At 33.1% G+C, this 17,036-nt stretch carries 14 protein-coding genes and 1 pseudogene; 1 reads left to right on the forward strand and 14 read right to left on the reverse strand.

The features are described from left to right. Nucleotides 1-363: 363 nt before the first annotated feature. From EM808_RS29550 to EM808_RS16905, 14 genes are all read right to left on the reverse strand, one after another. Nucleotides 364-1,191 (reverse strand): methyl-accepting chemotaxis protein, encoded by an 828-nt coding sequence (locus EM808_RS29550; RefSeq protein WP_127739356.1) that lies wholly within the window; start codon nt 1,189-1,191, stop codon nt 364-366. Nucleotides 1,192-1,202: 11 nt separating this feature from the next. Then, on the reverse strand, nt 1,203-2,039 hold the full coding sequence (locus tag EM808_RS29555) for a methyl-accepting chemotaxis protein (RefSeq protein WP_127739357.1): 837 nt from the start codon (nt 2,037-2,039) through the stop codon (nt 1,203-1,205). A gap of 465 nt (nt 2,040-2,504) precedes the next feature. Further along, nucleotides 2,505-3,407, reverse strand: a complete 903-nt coding sequence (locus EM808_RS16850; protein ID WP_127739358.1) for an aminoglycoside phosphotransferase family protein — start codon at nt 3,405-3,407, stop codon at nt 2,505-2,507. An 848-nt stretch (nt 3,408-4,255) separates the two neighbouring features. After that, complete coding sequence (locus EM808_RS16855; RefSeq protein WP_127739359.1) at nt 4,256-4,774, reverse strand: Imm26 family immunity protein; 519 nt, start codon at nt 4,772-4,774, stop codon at nt 4,256-4,258. A gap of 483 nt (nt 4,775-5,257) precedes the next feature. Then, nucleotides 5,258-7,099: a hypothetical protein gene (locus tag EM808_RS16860; protein ID WP_127739360.1), complete on the reverse strand. Its 1,842-nt coding sequence runs from the start codon at nt 7,097-7,099 to the stop codon at nt 5,258-5,260. Further along, nucleotides 7,092-8,180, reverse strand: a complete 1,089-nt coding sequence (locus EM808_RS16865) for a bifunctional glycosyltransferase family 2/GtrA family protein (protein WP_127739361.1) — start codon at nt 8,178-8,180, stop codon at nt 7,092-7,094. Before EM808_RS16865 ends, EM808_RS16860 begins: the two co-directional genes overlap by 8 nt. 652 nt (nt 8,181-8,832) lie before the next feature. Further along, nucleotides 8,833-9,273, reverse strand: coding sequence for a CoxG family protein (locus EM808_RS16870; RefSeq protein WP_127739362.1), 441 nt, complete (start codon nt 9,271-9,273; stop codon nt 8,833-8,835). A gap of 387 nt (nt 9,274-9,660) precedes the next feature. Continuing rightward, nucleotides 9,661-10,524, reverse strand: a complete 864-nt coding sequence (locus EM808_RS16875; RefSeq protein ID WP_127739363.1) for an aminoglycoside phosphotransferase family protein — start codon at nt 10,522-10,524, stop codon at nt 9,661-9,663. A gap of 161 nt (nt 10,525-10,685) precedes the next feature. Next, nucleotides 10,686-10,886, reverse strand: a complete 201-nt coding sequence (locus tag EM808_RS16880; protein ID WP_127739364.1) for a hypothetical protein — start codon at nt 10,884-10,886, stop codon at nt 10,686-10,688. Between the two features lie 62 nt (nt 10,887-10,948). After that, on the reverse strand, nt 10,949-11,941 hold the full coding sequence (locus EM808_RS16885) for an anti sigma factor C-terminal domain-containing protein (RefSeq protein WP_127739365.1): 993 nt from the start codon (nt 11,939-11,941) through the stop codon (nt 10,949-10,951). Next, a complete protein-coding gene (locus EM808_RS16890) occupies nt 11,938-12,435 on the reverse strand; it encodes an RNA polymerase sigma factor (RefSeq protein WP_127739366.1) in 498 nt (165 codons plus the stop codon). Before EM808_RS16890 ends, EM808_RS16885 begins: the two co-directional genes overlap by 4 nt. A 295-nt stretch (nt 12,436-12,730) precedes the next feature. Continuing rightward, the gene (locus tag EM808_RS16895; protein ID WP_127739367.1) at nt 12,731-12,976 is read right to left on the reverse strand and encodes a type B 50S ribosomal protein L31; all 246 of its coding nucleotides are present in this window, start codon (nt 12,974-12,976) and stop codon (nt 12,731-12,733) included. Between the two features lie 405 nt (nt 12,977-13,381). Beyond that, nucleotides 13,382-14,665 (reverse strand): metal ABC transporter solute-binding protein, Zn/Mn family, encoded by a 1,284-nt coding sequence (locus EM808_RS16900; protein ID WP_127739368.1) that lies wholly within the window; start codon nt 14,663-14,665, stop codon nt 13,382-13,384. A 132-nt stretch (nt 14,666-14,797) separates the two neighbouring features. After that, nucleotides 14,798-15,802 (reverse strand): metal-binding protein ZinT, encoded by a 1,005-nt coding sequence (locus tag EM808_RS16905; protein ID WP_127739369.1) that lies wholly within the window; start codon nt 15,800-15,802, stop codon nt 14,798-14,800. Nucleotides 15,803-16,334: 532 nt separating this feature from the next. On the opposite strand from EM808_RS16905, the pseudogene EM808_RS16910 reads away from it, so the two are divergent. Continuing rightward, nucleotides 16,335-16,742: pseudogene (locus EM808_RS16910) on the forward strand (sugar phosphate isomerase/epimerase family protein); the annotation flags it as partial. Between the last annotated feature and the right edge of the window lie 294 nt (nt 16,743-17,036).

The raw sequence follows: 17,036 nt of genomic DNA on the forward strand, positions 1-17,036 counted from the left end.
TAACTAGTTGTAATCATGAAATAGTAGAGTATGCTATTAACTGTTCCTCGTACCATCCATGACTACCGCTTCTAACTATAGTCATACTTACTTATTATATGTAACTAAATTACTCAAGACAACTAACATGCTCTTACTTAAAAAATACTAGTTTATCTATTATTCAAAAATTACTGCAGACTATTAGTAGTACTAGAAGTAATGTAAGCATGCACTTACATTGCAAATGATTATGTTAATCAGGATTACAATAAAAACAGTAATTATATAGAAGCATGCGACCAGCCAGTCACATACTTCTTAAAACAATCGGTGCGTATAGATTTTTTAGACAAATATAAACCTACATATCTAAAACTCTTTTTAAGAAGTGATAGTTTTAATGTATTGTCCGATCTCATTGCTTTGGTCATTTAGGTTTTGGATATCCTCCATAAACTCTACCATTACACGAGATTGCTCTGCTGAGGCAGTAGAGACTTCACCAATACTCACTGTCAAATTCTCCATATTTGTTTGTATTTCTTGCAGTGATTTACCGATCGTGCCAACGGCATCCTTCGTCCCGATGGAAAGCTTGCGTATTTCATCTGCCACGACACCAAAGCCTCTGCCAGCTTCACCAGAACGTGCTGCTTCAATTGCAGCATTCAGACCAAGCAGGTTCGTCTGTGCAGAGATGTCTTCAATCAATTTAACAACCTTGCTAATTTCCTGAGAATTCGCATTAGCATGTGCTGCTTGGCCATCTATATCCGTGCTGGTTGCGGAAAGTTCCTCCGCTTGAGCGGCAACTTGCTGTACTTTGCCCTGCAGACTGCTGACAATAGTGCGTAATTCATCCAAATCCTTATCTAAAATTTCTTCATCCTTCAATGTTTTCGTTATTTGGAACACACCGACAATTTCACCGTTTTCATCACGAATTGGATTGGCCGTATAGTGCATACCAACGCCATAGCGTTCTTTTGGAATATGTATCTTTATTTTTTCTCCATTAAGTGCTTGTCGAAGTATATCGTTATCTTCAGTAAAGGCAAAGTCCCCGACCTTAACACTATAGTCCAAATCTTTTGACTGAGAAGAGAAAATAAAATTCTCTGTATCTGTAACAACAACAGCACAATTTTCACCAAGGTTTTTTTTGATTTCAGGCGCTAGTTTAACCAACGCTTGTAGTGTTAAATGCATAATGTACGCTCCTATTCCTGATTAGTTACTTTCTTCATATTTTCAATTATTTGTTTACTTTTATCATCCAAAGCTTTAATTTCATCCATGAATTCGACCATGATGACAGACTGCTCATCTGACGACGTGGACACTTCATTAATACTAAGGGTCAGATTTTCGATGCTGGACCGGATTTCAGTTAAGGATTTACCGATTGTCTTCACTGCGTCCTTTGTATTGTTAGATAATTTTCTAATTTCATCTGCCACAACACCGAAACCTCTTCCTGCTTCACCAGAACGAGCTGCTTCAATAGCTGCATTCAATCCAAGCAGATTTGTCTGCGTAGAAATTTGTTCAATCAATTGAACTACTTCGCCTATTTGTCGGGAGTTTTGATTTGCACTTTTTGCTTGATCATTAATATCACTGCTAGTTGCAGAAAGCTCTTCAGCTTGAGCGGCTACATACTGTACCTTACCTTGCAATGCATCAATTACCTCATTAATTTTGCTAAGCTCTTTATCTAGCTTATCTTGGTGCTCTAATGTTCGTGATAAAGATAACAGTCCAACGATTTCGTTTGTTTCGATATCCCTAATTGGAGTGATGGAAGTTACGACTGGCGCACCGAATATACTTTCATCTTCTGTTTTGGAAACAATATGTTCACCCCTAAGCGCCTGCACATAAACATCGTGTTCATCAAGTCTTGACCTTCCGACTTGAATGTCCAGATTTAATAACGTTGACGGGGCGAAAAATACAAATTTCTCCGTATCCAGCACACCCATTGCAGCTGTTGGTCCAAGTGTATCTTTTATAATCGGGGCAATATTGACTACTGCCTGAATCGTAGAATTCATAAAACAATCTCCTCCATATGTACTTTTCCTTTATATCGGTAATATGTACCAAATGTGAAGCTATTCACTAAAAAAAAGACAGATTTTTGTCACTTTTTGTAGAAAAACAAGGATAATGCACTAAAAAAAGGATAGATATCCCTTTTTAAGCCAAGGTTATTTCTTCAACAAGTAATCTTTGAACCTAGGTAAACAATTTTTTAGTTTCTATTTTTATTGCAATTGCAAACACTCCAACTTTAAAAAATGATGTATATTCTTCTCCTTAAAATAGTTATCATTGTTGGACTTTCCTCTACATTCTTCTCAATAATTAAATCCCAACAGAAATTCCCTGCCAAGACAACACTTGACAGGGAATTATTTCGATAGAATAACTCATACCAGAAGTTTAAGAGAGACGGAATTACTATGGGACTTGTAAGCTCAAAAGATTATTACTCATCGTCAAAAAGTCGAAATATCTCATTTAATTTTATTATTCTCTGTATCCATATCTGCTAAAATTTCATCCACAGTTCTTTTTGCTAGAGTAACAAATCTAGGGTTGGTTACTCTGTAGTATGGAATAATAAGCACTGCCTGATGAAGTGCATACCCTCTGGCACGAAGCCAAGTATCTTTGTCCGCATGAATCGAATTTCGAAAGACTTTCCGACCTTGAGAGTTGAATATGGTCCAAGCTGGTATGAGGTCGAACGCCGGATCTCCAATTCCAACTCCTCCGAAATCAATAATTGCAGCCAATCTCCCGGAGTGAACCAAAAGATTTGGTCTAAGCAAATCAGCATGTATCCAAACTGGTTTACCGTTCCAAACAGAGGCTTTACACGCATCCTCCCATGCTGCTAATACTCTGTCCTTTTCCAGCAAATCACCTGCATCATAAATGCTTTCTAATGTTTTCTGATTTAACTCAAGCAAAGGTAATCGTCCTGCTTTAGGCGCATCAGTTGGCACATCAAGTGAATGCAGCTCATTGACAAAATCCGCCAAATCCTTAGCGGCTTCTGTTTCGTCATGAATTAATTCCTCTGAATAGTTATTGCCCTCAATCCATTTGTATATTCCCCAGTTCACAGGGTAAGAAGCAGTTGGTTTTCCTAAAGCAATCGGTTCAGGTATTTTAAGTGACAAACGGGGAGCAAGGTAGGAAATCCAATTCCACTCTTTTTCTATATCCGCCCATTCTTTAACCCTTGGCAGCCGAATATAAAGCTCTTGCCCCAGCCTGTATACATGATTTACCGTTCCAACTGTATTTACTGGAGTTATCGGTAGCATTGAGAATTGAGGGAATTGCTCATTGATTAAATCTCTGGCTAAATTGAAATTAACATCCAATTCATTTTCATGCAATTTGCTCATATTCCCACCTCTATTTTATTTTCCTTTTTTAAGGCATTCTTCTCTTAACTCCCTAAAAATAAAACGCTTTCAAGATTTTAAACAGTTAAAGTAATAATTTTTGTTAACTACTATTTGTCTTTTTTTAGTACAAAGGCTGACTCACTAAAAGTGTCTTTAGGTATAGTAATTGCTTTTTTTATAGATTTTGAGATAACTCCATATCAAACTGTCATTTTCAATCTTTTAGGACGTCATATAGAATAGCTATTCTTAAATTAATAATTCTTTATTAAAACCTGGATCCCTTCTTTAACTTCCATCATATACAAGCTCATAATATCTATCATCTTGAATTTATTGAATAGCTTGGTAGAGGAAAACTTTACATTTCATTTATTACAGGATGCTACCTCGTTCGTTTCAGAAGAATAAGCTATCGAATATACGCCCAGTTAAATTCTAAACAAAAAAGGATGTTATCCCCTCTCGGAATGCCGCCCTGGAATCAAGTTCATACAGTTTTTTTATCACAGGATACAGTCCGCGTAAGTAATTAGCCATAAAAATACGATGTATAAATGAGAAGTTTATATTAAGCTATATTTGTATTATGGAATAAATATCTATTATCGGGAGGTTTTTGGAATTGTATCTATTATTGTCAATAGTAATATCAACAATTAGTTTATATATCATCTATTTTTTAGGTCAAGGTGAAGGACCTACCATAATTACTGGTATAGTGATTGGAATTATCATGTTTAAGTGTAATACTTCACAAACTTAATTTAACTTGGAACAAAAAATGCTGTCATTGGCAGCTGTTATTGCAATTAACTTTTCTTTATTCAATTAAAGCACAACAATTACAGTTGCGTTTTAATGTATTTTTGTAGCGATATTATCTCCTCAACTTCATCAGATACACAATCACCTTGTTTCTTATAATTAGAAGATTGGGCTAATTCTTCAAGAAAAGAACTATTATGAGTACCATATCTAAGTTCATCATATTCTTCCGTATCTGGTACAGAGATAACTAGATCTTTATTATCAATTACCTTATAAACATGGTTATCCAGATTCTCGGATAGTATGGATACAACTGCTTTTATCTGCTTATTTGAAAATTCTCTTTCAAAATTGGGACTACCTGTATAAACTTTGTGAAATAAAGCACAAAAAGCGCTATATGTATTTTTCTCCAGTACCTGAGAAACCGCAAAGGTTCGTTCCTGCAAAGGGAACATAAAAATATCGCCTTGTTTCCACGACTGTTTTTTAGGTTTTTTATATGATAACAATTGTCGACCAACTTTTTCCTCTTCCTCAAATGAAACTGAGTGATATGCTAACTGGTTAAGTATTTTAGCCACTTGAAGCATTAAATCTGCTTAAGAAATTGAAATAATAACGGCATCACCTTCAGAATCAAAATCAATTCGGTTATACACCTTACGTTCTAATTTCTCTCTTAATGTTTTCTTAATTAAACAAGTAGCATCATTGTTTGTTTCTACTTTCAAAGAGCTAGTAAAATCTTCGGATATAAAAAAAATAGGAACTTGTTGCATCTGGTAGGTGAATATCAACAACTCCTAATTTAATTTTATTCATAATCCAACCCCTCAACACTATTGTATAATATTCTTATTATTGTTCCGCTAAACTGCCCTGTTTCTACCATAAGCAGTTTTCATTTATTACAGGAATGCTGCCTCGTTTCTACCATAAGCAAGGTTACCCTTATTACAGGAATGCTGCCCCGATAGTTCCAGAAAAAAGAGCACCTTTCACATTACACAAAAACAGAGATTTTTCCAAGTAAATGGAAGAACCTCTGTTTCACCAGAAAACTTTTTGTTTTATTAATTAGTCTTATTATAATCAATACGCTTTATAACTAATTGGTGATTCTTCTCACTTAAGTTATAAGCTCCTTCAACATTATCTTGGGAAGATAGTAGATTTTTGAAATAATCGTTAAAGGCAGGATCGGTATCTAGTACCACTAAATGACTAGAATTTTTTAGGGATTTCATAAATTCATCTTTCTTAGCTTCATCAGAAACACTTGTTATGACCTTGTAGTTGTTGGATAAATGTTCATACTTTAAAAGATATTGTAGATACCCACTATCTGTTTGACTCAAAGGACTATAGTAAATCACTTGTTTAACATCCCCACTTTTGGATAACTTTGCATAGTTTTCCTTTATTTCTAATCTCAATGAAGACATTACATCAGGTTTTTTGGAAGCTGCAACAAAACTTTCTTGGTAAGGATAAATGAATACCAAAGCAATCAAAATAGCAACTACTATATTTACTACAATTTTGCTCGAAAGTTTAGAGAATTCATATGCTATATACGTCATAAATAGTCCCAAAACATAAATAACAATTGTCGAATAATATCTGTTAAACCCCGCTAATTTAACTGCTTCTTTCTCTGGCATCATGTACAAGTACATCATATAAATCCCTAAGATGTACAACACGAAAACAAAATTCCCAAAAGTAAAAACCCGCACTAAAGTCTTAGGAAATCGCCTTTTCACCAGAATTATCATAAATGTAAAAACAATTAGTAAGACATTCATTAGTAATATACTCTGGAATAAAGTTGAATCTAAATTAAAGGATGCTCTTATTAGTGAAGGGGCCAAATTTTCCTTGAAGTCCATTGTTTTATCCACTTCAGCAATTTTATTAACACTTAAAGCAAACTTGTTGCTATCATATGACGCCTCAGGATAAGCTTTTTGTGTATATTTAATCCATAAATAATTCGTAGTCATCGGGATAACGATGGTACAAATTAAAACATACACTAGTATCTTCCCCTGTTTAAATTTATCAGGTTTCCCTCTTAAGAAATAAACATATACAAGCCACAGTATCAACATGCATTGAAAAAACAGAAATATTTTCCCGCTATCCTTAACTAACATTAATAATAAAAGCAATGGCGTATTTACTATCAAGGATCTTTTCCAATAATTTCGATAATAATAAGCAATGACAGATATCGATAATGCAAGGAGACCTAATAAGGTATCAACCAATAAATTGTATAGATTGTTTTTAATGATAACCAACAACACAATACTTAACACCATATTTAACAAAAGATAATTAACTTTTCTCCAATTACAATAGACAAACAAAACCGACACATTAGCAGCAATAAGAATTCCTTGTGCCATTAATGCATGACTTTCCGTATATCCGATTATCTTATTTATAAAATAGACAAACACAGCACTCCCAGGTGGATAATTGCGGAAGGTAATAGTAGTCGTCCCATCTGGAAGCCCGTCTACTCTAAACATTTCCTTTACAATAAGTCCCCAATGACTAAAGTTATCGTAATGAATGAGTAGCAAGCCTTTTAACCAAAAAACAAGCACCGTTGATAATAGAATAAAAAATATTACACCAGGCGCTAGCAATTCTTTATATTGATATTTATTCTTTGTAAATCTAAAAACAAATACTATAAACAATATTAATCCTACAGAAAATATTAAATAAACAACTAAAGGCATTACATTTAACAAACCAGCACCAAATACTAAACATGTAATAGATGCAAAAAGGAATATTGGTATAAACACAGCATGTATCTTCCATTTATAATGAAAATACATACCCCATCCAATCAAGGACAAGGCCAACATTCCAAACCACATCCAGGTATTATCCATTTAAACTCAACCCATCTTTCCTAGGTTTAAGCTTTTTAAATACCCATTCTCTCTGTACATAGAAACTCACAACAAACAACAGAGCATCAACTATAATTTTTATCACCACTTCATTCATTCCAATGAAATTAAATAACAAATACACACCCACAGCTGAAACTAACATTTGAAATAGACTTAAAGAATAATACTTAATGAGTGTAAATTTAGAATTACTTCGGAAAACAATATTTCTGTTTACTGTATAGTTGAATAGAGACGACAATACCCTAGCTCCTATTGTAGCTCCTATTATGTAATAAGTGGGTAATATCCCATTTAACGCTATTAAAAACAAGGTATAAAATAAAATATCCAAACCAAAAGATACAAGTGAAGAAGATATATATTTTAAAAATAGAGAATATATTTTTATAGAATCCAAAACTGGCCTAAAATGCGAAGTTTTATTTTCTTCAATATAAATCGTTTCAATTTCCACTTCTTCGATATGAATATTATTTCCCTTACTTTCCAACAGCATGTTCATCTCGTATTCAAAGCGTTCTCCTTTAACATTCATTAAGTCTCTAAGAAAGGAGTAGGATATTCCTCTTAATCCAGTTTGTGTATCAGTCACATGTATTCCTGTTGCGAATTGAAATACTTTCTCCGTCAATTTATTTCCAAAACGGCTACGAAAAGGAACATTCTCTACTGAGAAATCCCTAACGCCTAACACTAAAGTATCATCTTTCGAATATGTTAGCTTTCTAGCTACCTTCTTAATATCATTAGTAGAATGTTGACCATCTGCATCAACAGTAATCAAACGAGTCCATTTACCATATTTATTTAACAGAAAATTAAATCCTGTCTTTAAAGCACGACCCTTCCCTAGATTAACAGCATGATGGACAATTTCCACTTCATTATATGAAGATACGGAATGAAAAACCGAGTCACATTCCTTCTTACTGCCATCATTAACAATTAGTATATGTTTAAAACCCTCTCTAACTAGATCTTCTACAAGGCTCTCCATTTTTTCATCTGGATTATATGCAGGAATTAAAACTATAGCATTGGAATAGTCAGCCATTTAACAAGTTCCTCTCATAGTAGTAGTCTTAATGTGTAATAGAAAAAGTTAAAACTACATTTTATTATGTCCAGAAAACTGTAGGTATTCGGTCGACACGAATTACCAATTTCCTTACAACGAAGATATCAGAGTAACTAATAACTAACAATAAAAAACCCATCTTTTTACATTTCATTAACAAAAGATTTAAAAACATAATGAATTCTTTAAATATTATTTCCATTTTCATATTGCATTTAAATTGAAATAATATTACCAAAATCTTGTTTGAAAACATCTTGCCCTCTTTACACAGTCAGTAGAAAACATAGCTATTTGCTTTGTAAACTTCTTTTAAAAAGGGTTCAAGTCTAACGATCCAGTAATTGCAATTTTTAGGAATAGACACACACCTTTCAACTTTGTGATGCTATTCACTTCAACTATCCTGCCACATTTCTTCCATAAACCAGTTTTTCATTTCTCCCTCGTCAATTTATAGGAAAAGTAACTATTAAAAAAAAAAAAAGAGGCCTCCTTTTCTGGACAACCTCTTTTTCGCTAATTATTAAATTTCTAGTAACGCTTGCTACCATTATTTTGGTCACTTCATAATACATCCATACTTTAAAAAAGTTAACGTAAAAAAGTTACTCTCAATCTTTTAAAACTATGAGAATACGGCTATTTTATGTGCGATAGATTCTGTTAAACGAGATGCTACTTTTGGTACAGCCAATTTAATAATTGGTGTTAACACCACACCAGATAATCCGCCTGCATGGATTTCCACCGTGCAAGTCATTACTGTTTCACCATTAGCATCTTCTGCAGTAAAGTGACCGCTTCCAGTAAAATTATCTGATAGACCTTTTAGTTCAAACTTAATATTTGAAGGCTCATTCCATTCAGTAATATCTACCTGTGCTTGTATTGTTTTTTTAATGCCTTTCACACTACCTTCAAACGTCCAAATCGATTGCTTGTCATTTATGATTTGATGTTCTTTATACGCTGGTACTGTCGTTGCCCATTTTTCAAGATCACTGACATAATCCCAAACTGCTTGTACATCTACTGGAACTACTACAGAATGCGTTCCCGTTGCCATTATGATCCCCACCTTCAATATGTATGAAATGTAACATTACATTGCTACAAAATAATTATTACATAAAAAAGCATAAACTTACACTATTAATTATAGAGAGATTTCCTTTTTCCATGCCCCCATTAGTTAGTAACATAAAATAGTTTCTGTAACAATAAGTAAAGCGCAACTCGTAGTAAATCAAATCTCGCTTAATATATTTTTTAATTCAAAACTTTTCATAAACTATCATCAGTGGTTTATGATTTTACCTAATTTAATATCGGTGAACAAACTTGCTTCTCCATTTAATAGTTCCAAAAGAAACATAATAAGAAGAGCATTATCTTTTTTAATGAACCCTTTTCCTAAAGGGCATTTTCACAAGTAGATGAAAATAACCGATATTTATAGTAACCAGTTTTTTAATCTCACTAGGTTTTCTCCTAGAAATAAGGCATTTTTTTCAATTCCACGACGTTTACACCATCCGATACTATTGAAAGCATCAGTAAATCGATAAAAGGGTAATACATTTTCTAAGTCAATTAATGGTCTAATACTGTTATAGCCTTCTTGATATGCATCATACAGGTTAACATCAACACTTAAAAAATCGCGATACAGTTTGGTAAAATCAATTTCTGTTGAACCAAATCTGACGCTTTCAAAATCTATTATTCCTATAACTTTGTCATTATCTACAATTATATTTGCTGGACGAAAATCCATATGGACAAAGCTAGGTCCATCTGGAGACGGGAGTTGTTTTTTCATTTTTTCAAAAGTCTCAATGGATTTTTTATATAATTTCTCATCCAAAATGTCTTCTACATCTTCAGCAAAACTATAAAATTGTTTTTCAATAAAATCTGACCAGTTGATAAATTCATTTTTTATACCCGTTAACACTTTATTTGCAGGAGGATGAGTCAAATGCATTTCAGCATGAAGAGCTCCAACTTGGTACGCAACTGTTGGGATAGCCTTAGATGTTAACGGATTTCCTTTTAATTCAGATAATAAAAAAGCTCCAGCACACTGCGCGTCACCAGACCAATAATCTAACATAATAGGAATGGAAACCCTCCCTTTTAAGATTTCATAGGCTTCTAATTCTCGCTGATACTTCAATCTTGAAAAAGGAATTTTCACATATACAATTTCATTATTAGTCAAAGTACATTTATAGACAGTTGAGCTAAAGGAGTCTTCAACCTCATTAATTGTTATTAACCGCAATCCAAATTGTTGTATTACACGATTTAACATTTAACTTCGCCCCTATTTATCCATTTATAGAAGGTATATGCCGTACACAATAGTAACTCTCTGTATTACAACACTCATACCAATATTAATTTTCGTTCTTGCGCTAACTTGCTTCCTTAGTGAAACAGGCTACCTTAATAGTAGCCTAAACATTCAAGTGTTTATTCCTTTTCCTTTTCCTTTTCCTTTTCCTTTTCTTTTTCCTTTTCTTTTTCCTTTTCCTCATCAAATATTCCAGAGGATAATAAAGCATTTACTCTGTTATCACTCATTTTCAATTTATTCCATAATGAATAATTAAAACCTAATGAAATGAACAAACTAATTAATAGTAGCATTTTTAATAGTTTTTTCTTATTCACTTTTTCTTCAACCTCCCATAACTACTAAAAATTTGGGTAGTATTCTATATAAATTCCTATTTTTAATATACATCTATCGTAGCTCCAATTGTTGAAGCTCGAATTAATTCTATATCTTGAAATTTTTCTAATTCACTAGGTGTGCCAGAAACAACTACTCCCGATATTCGAAGGTCTTCTATTTTCGGAAAGGACTTTGAGTTAATTCCATCTGCCATTTCTTGTGCAGCTGTCTGGTATTTTCCTTCCTTGCTTAATTGTTTAACATTACTTAGAAAAGTTTCAGCTGCAATAATTAAGTTACCGTCTACTTGAAAGCCATCAGCAGACGGACCATCCATTACTTGTAGAGCTGAATCAGCTTTTAAATTTTGAAATCCCTCTTTTGAAGTTGTATTCACCCATACCCAATTGATATCCTCTGGTGCCAATATTTTTTGAATCTCTTTCAGCGTGTATGTTTTATCAAAGGATAACGCCACTTCAGCTAATGTATTTTCATCTAATTTCGTTGCAATATCTAGTTCATTTGGTAAGTTTTCATAATCTAATTGGGGATAATAAAACTCTAATTCTCTTTCGCCAGTAAAATTATTATAATGAACCTGCCGATTCAACCTTTCACTAAACTCTGTATTCTCAGTAAACCGTTCATCATCTATTATATTTTCTCTTCCAAAGAAAGGGACTTCTACTTCCTGTTTGTTCCAAACGATATCACGATCATCTATTGTCTTCTTAAAAGTGATATGCCTTACAGCACTTAAATTCAGAAATCCGTACACTATCATCTCACTTTCCATATAAACATTAGAACCATTGATTTGACTAAAAAGTCTTTCATCATCATTCACAAGTCGATTTTGAAGAAGATATTGGCCAATGGAAAAGATTCCAAACAATAAGATGCAAGTACTTAGTAAACCGATAATGAAAAATTTAATCGTTTGTTTCCACTTTGCTTTTTGGATTGCCTTTTGAAAGGATGGACTCGTAACAAAATCCAATTCTTTATTATTTTTTCCTGATGTGCGGTTACTATCATTAGAACTCATCTGTAAACCTCCTTGTACAGCTTCGCAAATTCCTTTCTGGCTCGAAATAAGGATGTTTTTATGTTGTTTGCCTTTAAATCAAGAATTTCAGCTATCTCATCATATTTAAATTCCCATATGTATTTAAGAAGTAATAATTCTCTGTATGTTGGCTTAAGTTTAGATAAAATATATTCAATTTCAGACCAATGTTCGTGACTCAAAAGAATCTCTTCGGGTAAATCCTTTGAGAGTGTTTTCACTTGATCCTCTCTTAGGTCAAGCTTGATTCTACTATTTTTCCGAGTTTGATCATAATGAAAATTGAGTGCCACACGTATTAACCAACTTCGTATTTTTTTAGTTCTTATTGAATCATAGTACTGAAGAAATTTATATGCCGTTTCTTGTACAATATCTTCTGCATCTTCATGTGTTATCTTCAATTTCCTTAAATATCGATAAACAATATTCAGTTCCGAATTTAAACTTCTTAAATCATCTGAATTATTCATCTCTCCCCCCCTGCTCTTATAAGACGTATGACGAAGAAGAAAGTATACACTTTTCTTTTGAAATTTTAACATTGATTCAAAAAAGGCCCATTATAGTAATAAATAACCAAAACCTCATTAATCACATTTATTATTCTGTCGCCTTATTCATAAATCCCCCTCAAACACTCATTTCTTAGTTCCACTATTATGAACAAGACGTGTGTTAATCCTCTTAAAGAAAAAACCGCCTAATCCCTTATTCAACAGGGTTTAGGCGGTTTTATTACCATATTTATAGTGACTTAACTGCAAATTACTTAATATTATACTTCTTATTGAATCTCTCTGCTCTTCCTCCTCTTTCGCCAAACTTTTGTACTCCAGTATAAAATGGATGTGTATCTGAACTTGTCTCAACTTTTAACAAAGGATATGCTTTTCCGTCTTCCCATTCAATCGTCTCATTACTCTTCTTTGTAGAAGCTGACAAAAATTTAAAACCACTAACTGTATCCATAAATACAACTTTCTGATATTCGGGATGTATTCCTTTTTTCATAATTAATATCTCCTTTGTTTAATGCATTAATGCATTTTAAATATTGAACATAAACAGTAATGATAATACTTATTTTTGATAATAGTAATCATTACGTTTTGTTTGTGCACTTATTATTAAACCATATCTAAAATAATAATTCAAATTAACCGCCTGTAATTCGAATAATCATTATCTAATGACGACTTAGCAACCAGCAGGTACTTGCTTTCTCTCTTTCACACCCTTTAGTGCTAAAGAATAGTAATCAGGTTCATTTGGAAAGAGCATTAATTCTAAATAGGATTAATGCTCTTGTTATTCAACATTTATTTACTAATGATTATTAAGTTACATTACATATCAGATATAAATAACTTCTAATTATTTACACTCCGCTAGCATTTAACCCAATACTTATCTCTTTTACTGAATACTTTGCTGTAAGGATTTTAAGTTTTCACGCATTGCAGCTATATAACCTAATTTTTCATCTTCGAATTCTTTAGACAAAACCTCTAAGTCATACAGTTTGGCTGTTTTTGTTCCTGTTTCCGCAGCAACTGTTTCTGCAATTGCTGAGTTGGCACCTTGTTGATAATAGATTACTGGTACATTATAAACCTTAACTAAGTTTCCAATCTCGGCAATTCTTGATGCACTTGGTTCTACTTCTGTAGATAAACCACCAATAGAAATCTGCTCTAGATTATATCTTTCTGCAAGATATCCGAAGGCTTGGTGCTGCACTACAAATATACGATTCTTCGCATTCTCTAGAGTATCTTGATATTCTTCATGCAATTTTTGAAGTTCCTTTTTAAAGGATTCTGCATTTTTTTCATAGATATCTTTTCCATTTGGATCTGCTTTAATGAGCGAGTCGCGAATAATATTAACCTGCTCCTGTGCTAACACTGGATCTAACCAAATATGTGGATCATGATTTTCGTGATTATCAATTAAAACCGATACTGACTCTGATTCAGCATAAGTATTATCTTTATCGTCCAATAATACTGCTTTTACTTCAAAGCTTTTTCCAGTTGTTTTGTATTCAAAATGGTCTGTCTCTTGCCCAGCTACCAATTCCCATTCGTCATTATGATCATCACGTGAATACCAATGCCAATGATCATAGTTAGTTTCTTCTTGAAGCTCTGCAGCGAGAGTCACAACATCACCTGTATGATAATGATCTGCTAATCCCTTCAATTCTACTTGTTTTGTCTGCGAAGTTTTCTCTCCATCTTCATGGCTGTGTTCTAGTTCTTCTTCACTAACATTTTCATCATCTGTATTAGCTGCATCTGTATCTGTTGCATCATTATCTTCCGTATCCTGTTCATGATGATGGTCTGGTTCAATACCATCTGCAGTTCGGGCTACAATTAATTTATCGTTGTTAATCGTTTTTAATAAGCTATCTACCCAATATTCCATTTCCTCACTACTATAGACAAATACGTCAGCTTTATTGACTCGAGCGACATCCTTAGCACTTGGTTCATAATGGTGTGCATCTTCTCCAGATGATAACATCAAAGTGACATCTGCTTGATCACCTGCGACCTGTCTAGTAAATTCATACATTGGATAAAATGATGTTACAACAGAAACCTTTTCTGATGCATTTTGTTTTTCTCCATTTTGACACCCAAATAGTAACGTGGATATCATTAAAATGAAAACCAACCAGCCTTTTTTCATGTTTGTTTTCAACCTCCAAAAAATCCCCTTAAAGCGTAATAATTACGATTTATTTTCTAGCATTCGTTCTAAATCTAGCTAACTTTAAATACTGTGTATACTTGAAATTTCCCTTTTGTTAACTAATCACTATTAATGAGCTAACAGTTCATTTACGATGCCATTAGCATCTAGATTGCTAGGATAATATGTTGGCCAATGAGTTACTTCCTCTAACAATTTCTCACGGTCATCACCCCAGTATAAGTGGAAATGATATGAATCAGCTGGGAATATGCCATGATCACTAAACTGAATGTATTTTGGCATGTTCTCTGTGCCATCTACTAATTTAAAAATAAAGCGTACACCTCTATTGCCTTTTTCATAGGTAAGAATTTCGTAACCATCTGACTCATACTTCCCGGTATATTCCTGTCCATTTTCAAAAAATGTTACAGAATTATTTTTAATCACTATGCGTTCAAGGTCTGTTTTATACCCTACAGTGTAGTAGTCTTTGTATTCTTCTGCAGTCATATCTCCGCTTTCTGCTTTATGTTCAAACACTTCATCTAAGTCTCCAGATAATAGATATGGATAAATGGACTGCCAATCACCTTCCCAATCAGACAATGGGCGATCTTTAACTTGGCTATCTTCAAAAATCCCTTTATATATTAGCTTGCTAACTTCATCCTGTCCGTGATCATTAATAAGAATTTTAACGGATGCAGATTGAGCACTAGGTTTGTCATCATTATTAAACAAAACAACCTTTAATTCTAAACCATTAACTGCTGCTTCACCTGTAAATTCTTTTGTTTCCTGTCCTTCTACTGCCTTCCAATCCTCATTTGGATTTTCTCTACTGTACCAGTGCCAATGGTCTTGTTCTGTCTCTCCATCTAAAACAGCAGTTAACTTTATTTTATCACCAGTATGATAATGATCTGCTACCCCTTCAACTTTTATATCTTCTGGTACATCCAGATTATTTATATCCACTTCATCGCTATTATCTGCTTTTTTCTCTTGTACTTCTGAATCTGTTTCCCCTGCCCCTGTTACTTGCTCCTGATTTTTTGTTCCTGCACATGCTACTAAGAATATGGAAAGCAGCATGATGTTAAATAAGATGAAAAGTGATCTTTTCATTTTTTCCCCTCCTAATTTTTTATATGTAAATCGAAATTATTACGATTTATAATTTATCAATTAGTTTATTGCCTGTCAAGTGTATCTTTAAATATTAAATTACAATACTATCAAATAACTGGGATTAATAAATACAATTCTAATGCTTACTATTGCAGCTTAACTTACTAATAATGGTTGATTTATACTATTTTAGTATATAAACGTAATCATTACTTTTAACAGGTTGCAAATTTGTTTAATGATATTACTATCTCCTAATATTAAACTAATAAAACAAAACAATTATGTAATATTTGGTACATTAATATTACAGTATAAAGAAAGATTAAAAAGGAGGGATTGATTTCACTCTCGAATGTAAGCACTTTAAATCAGTGGTTTAGTTTCTTAGATTTTGAGTCCTCAAAGTCGATACTTATATGAAAATCTAATTTAGAAAAATTAATAAGATTAGAAACTATACAAAACAAAATATGGCCTTGAAACTGTATTTCACCCGCATGCCCAAACACATGTTGAAACAGAGGAACAAATTGAACAACTATTAAGAGATTCTGATATTCAACTATGCTTAGATACAGGTCATCATGCCTATGCAGGTGGGGATCCCGTTAAATTTATGCTTAAACATCATAATCGAGTATCCTATCTTCATATAAAAAATTGTGATATAAATGTCCGAAGTAAAATGCAAAAAGGAAATTGGTCCTTAGCAAAAGCAGTAAGTGAAGGGATTATTGTTGAACCCAATCTTGGTGCAGTAAACATGAAAGAATTTCTAAAAGTGTTGATCAAAGTTAACTTTAATGGCTGGGCTATTGTTGAGCAAGATATGTATCCAGCACCATTTGATAAGCCACTTCTTGTCTCAAAAAGAACATATGAATATTTAGAGTGTATTGGAATGCTTAAAACAGACAGCTTTGGCATAAAGTAAGTATTGGAGGACTCGTTAAGGATTAAACAATAGTTTGGATAATCTATGGATAGATGACGATAAGTCCCTTCATCTTCCTACTGTTCTAGTTACAAATACGAAGATGATCTAATACTCATTTTAGTCATTCTTTCAAGGTGCTCATTTCTTGAAAATGGATGAACCTGATTTGTTTCATCCATTATTATTGAGACTATTATATTCTTTATATCACACTTGTCCATTAACCTCCTTTATCCACCAGGATACTTTCATTACAAGAGTTCATAAAGGACATCCTAGAAACTTCTAGTG

It is taken from the genome of Niallia taxi (genome assembly GCF_004005475.1).
GTDB lineage: Bacteria > Bacillota > Bacilli > Bacillales > Cytobacillaceae > Niallia > Niallia taxi.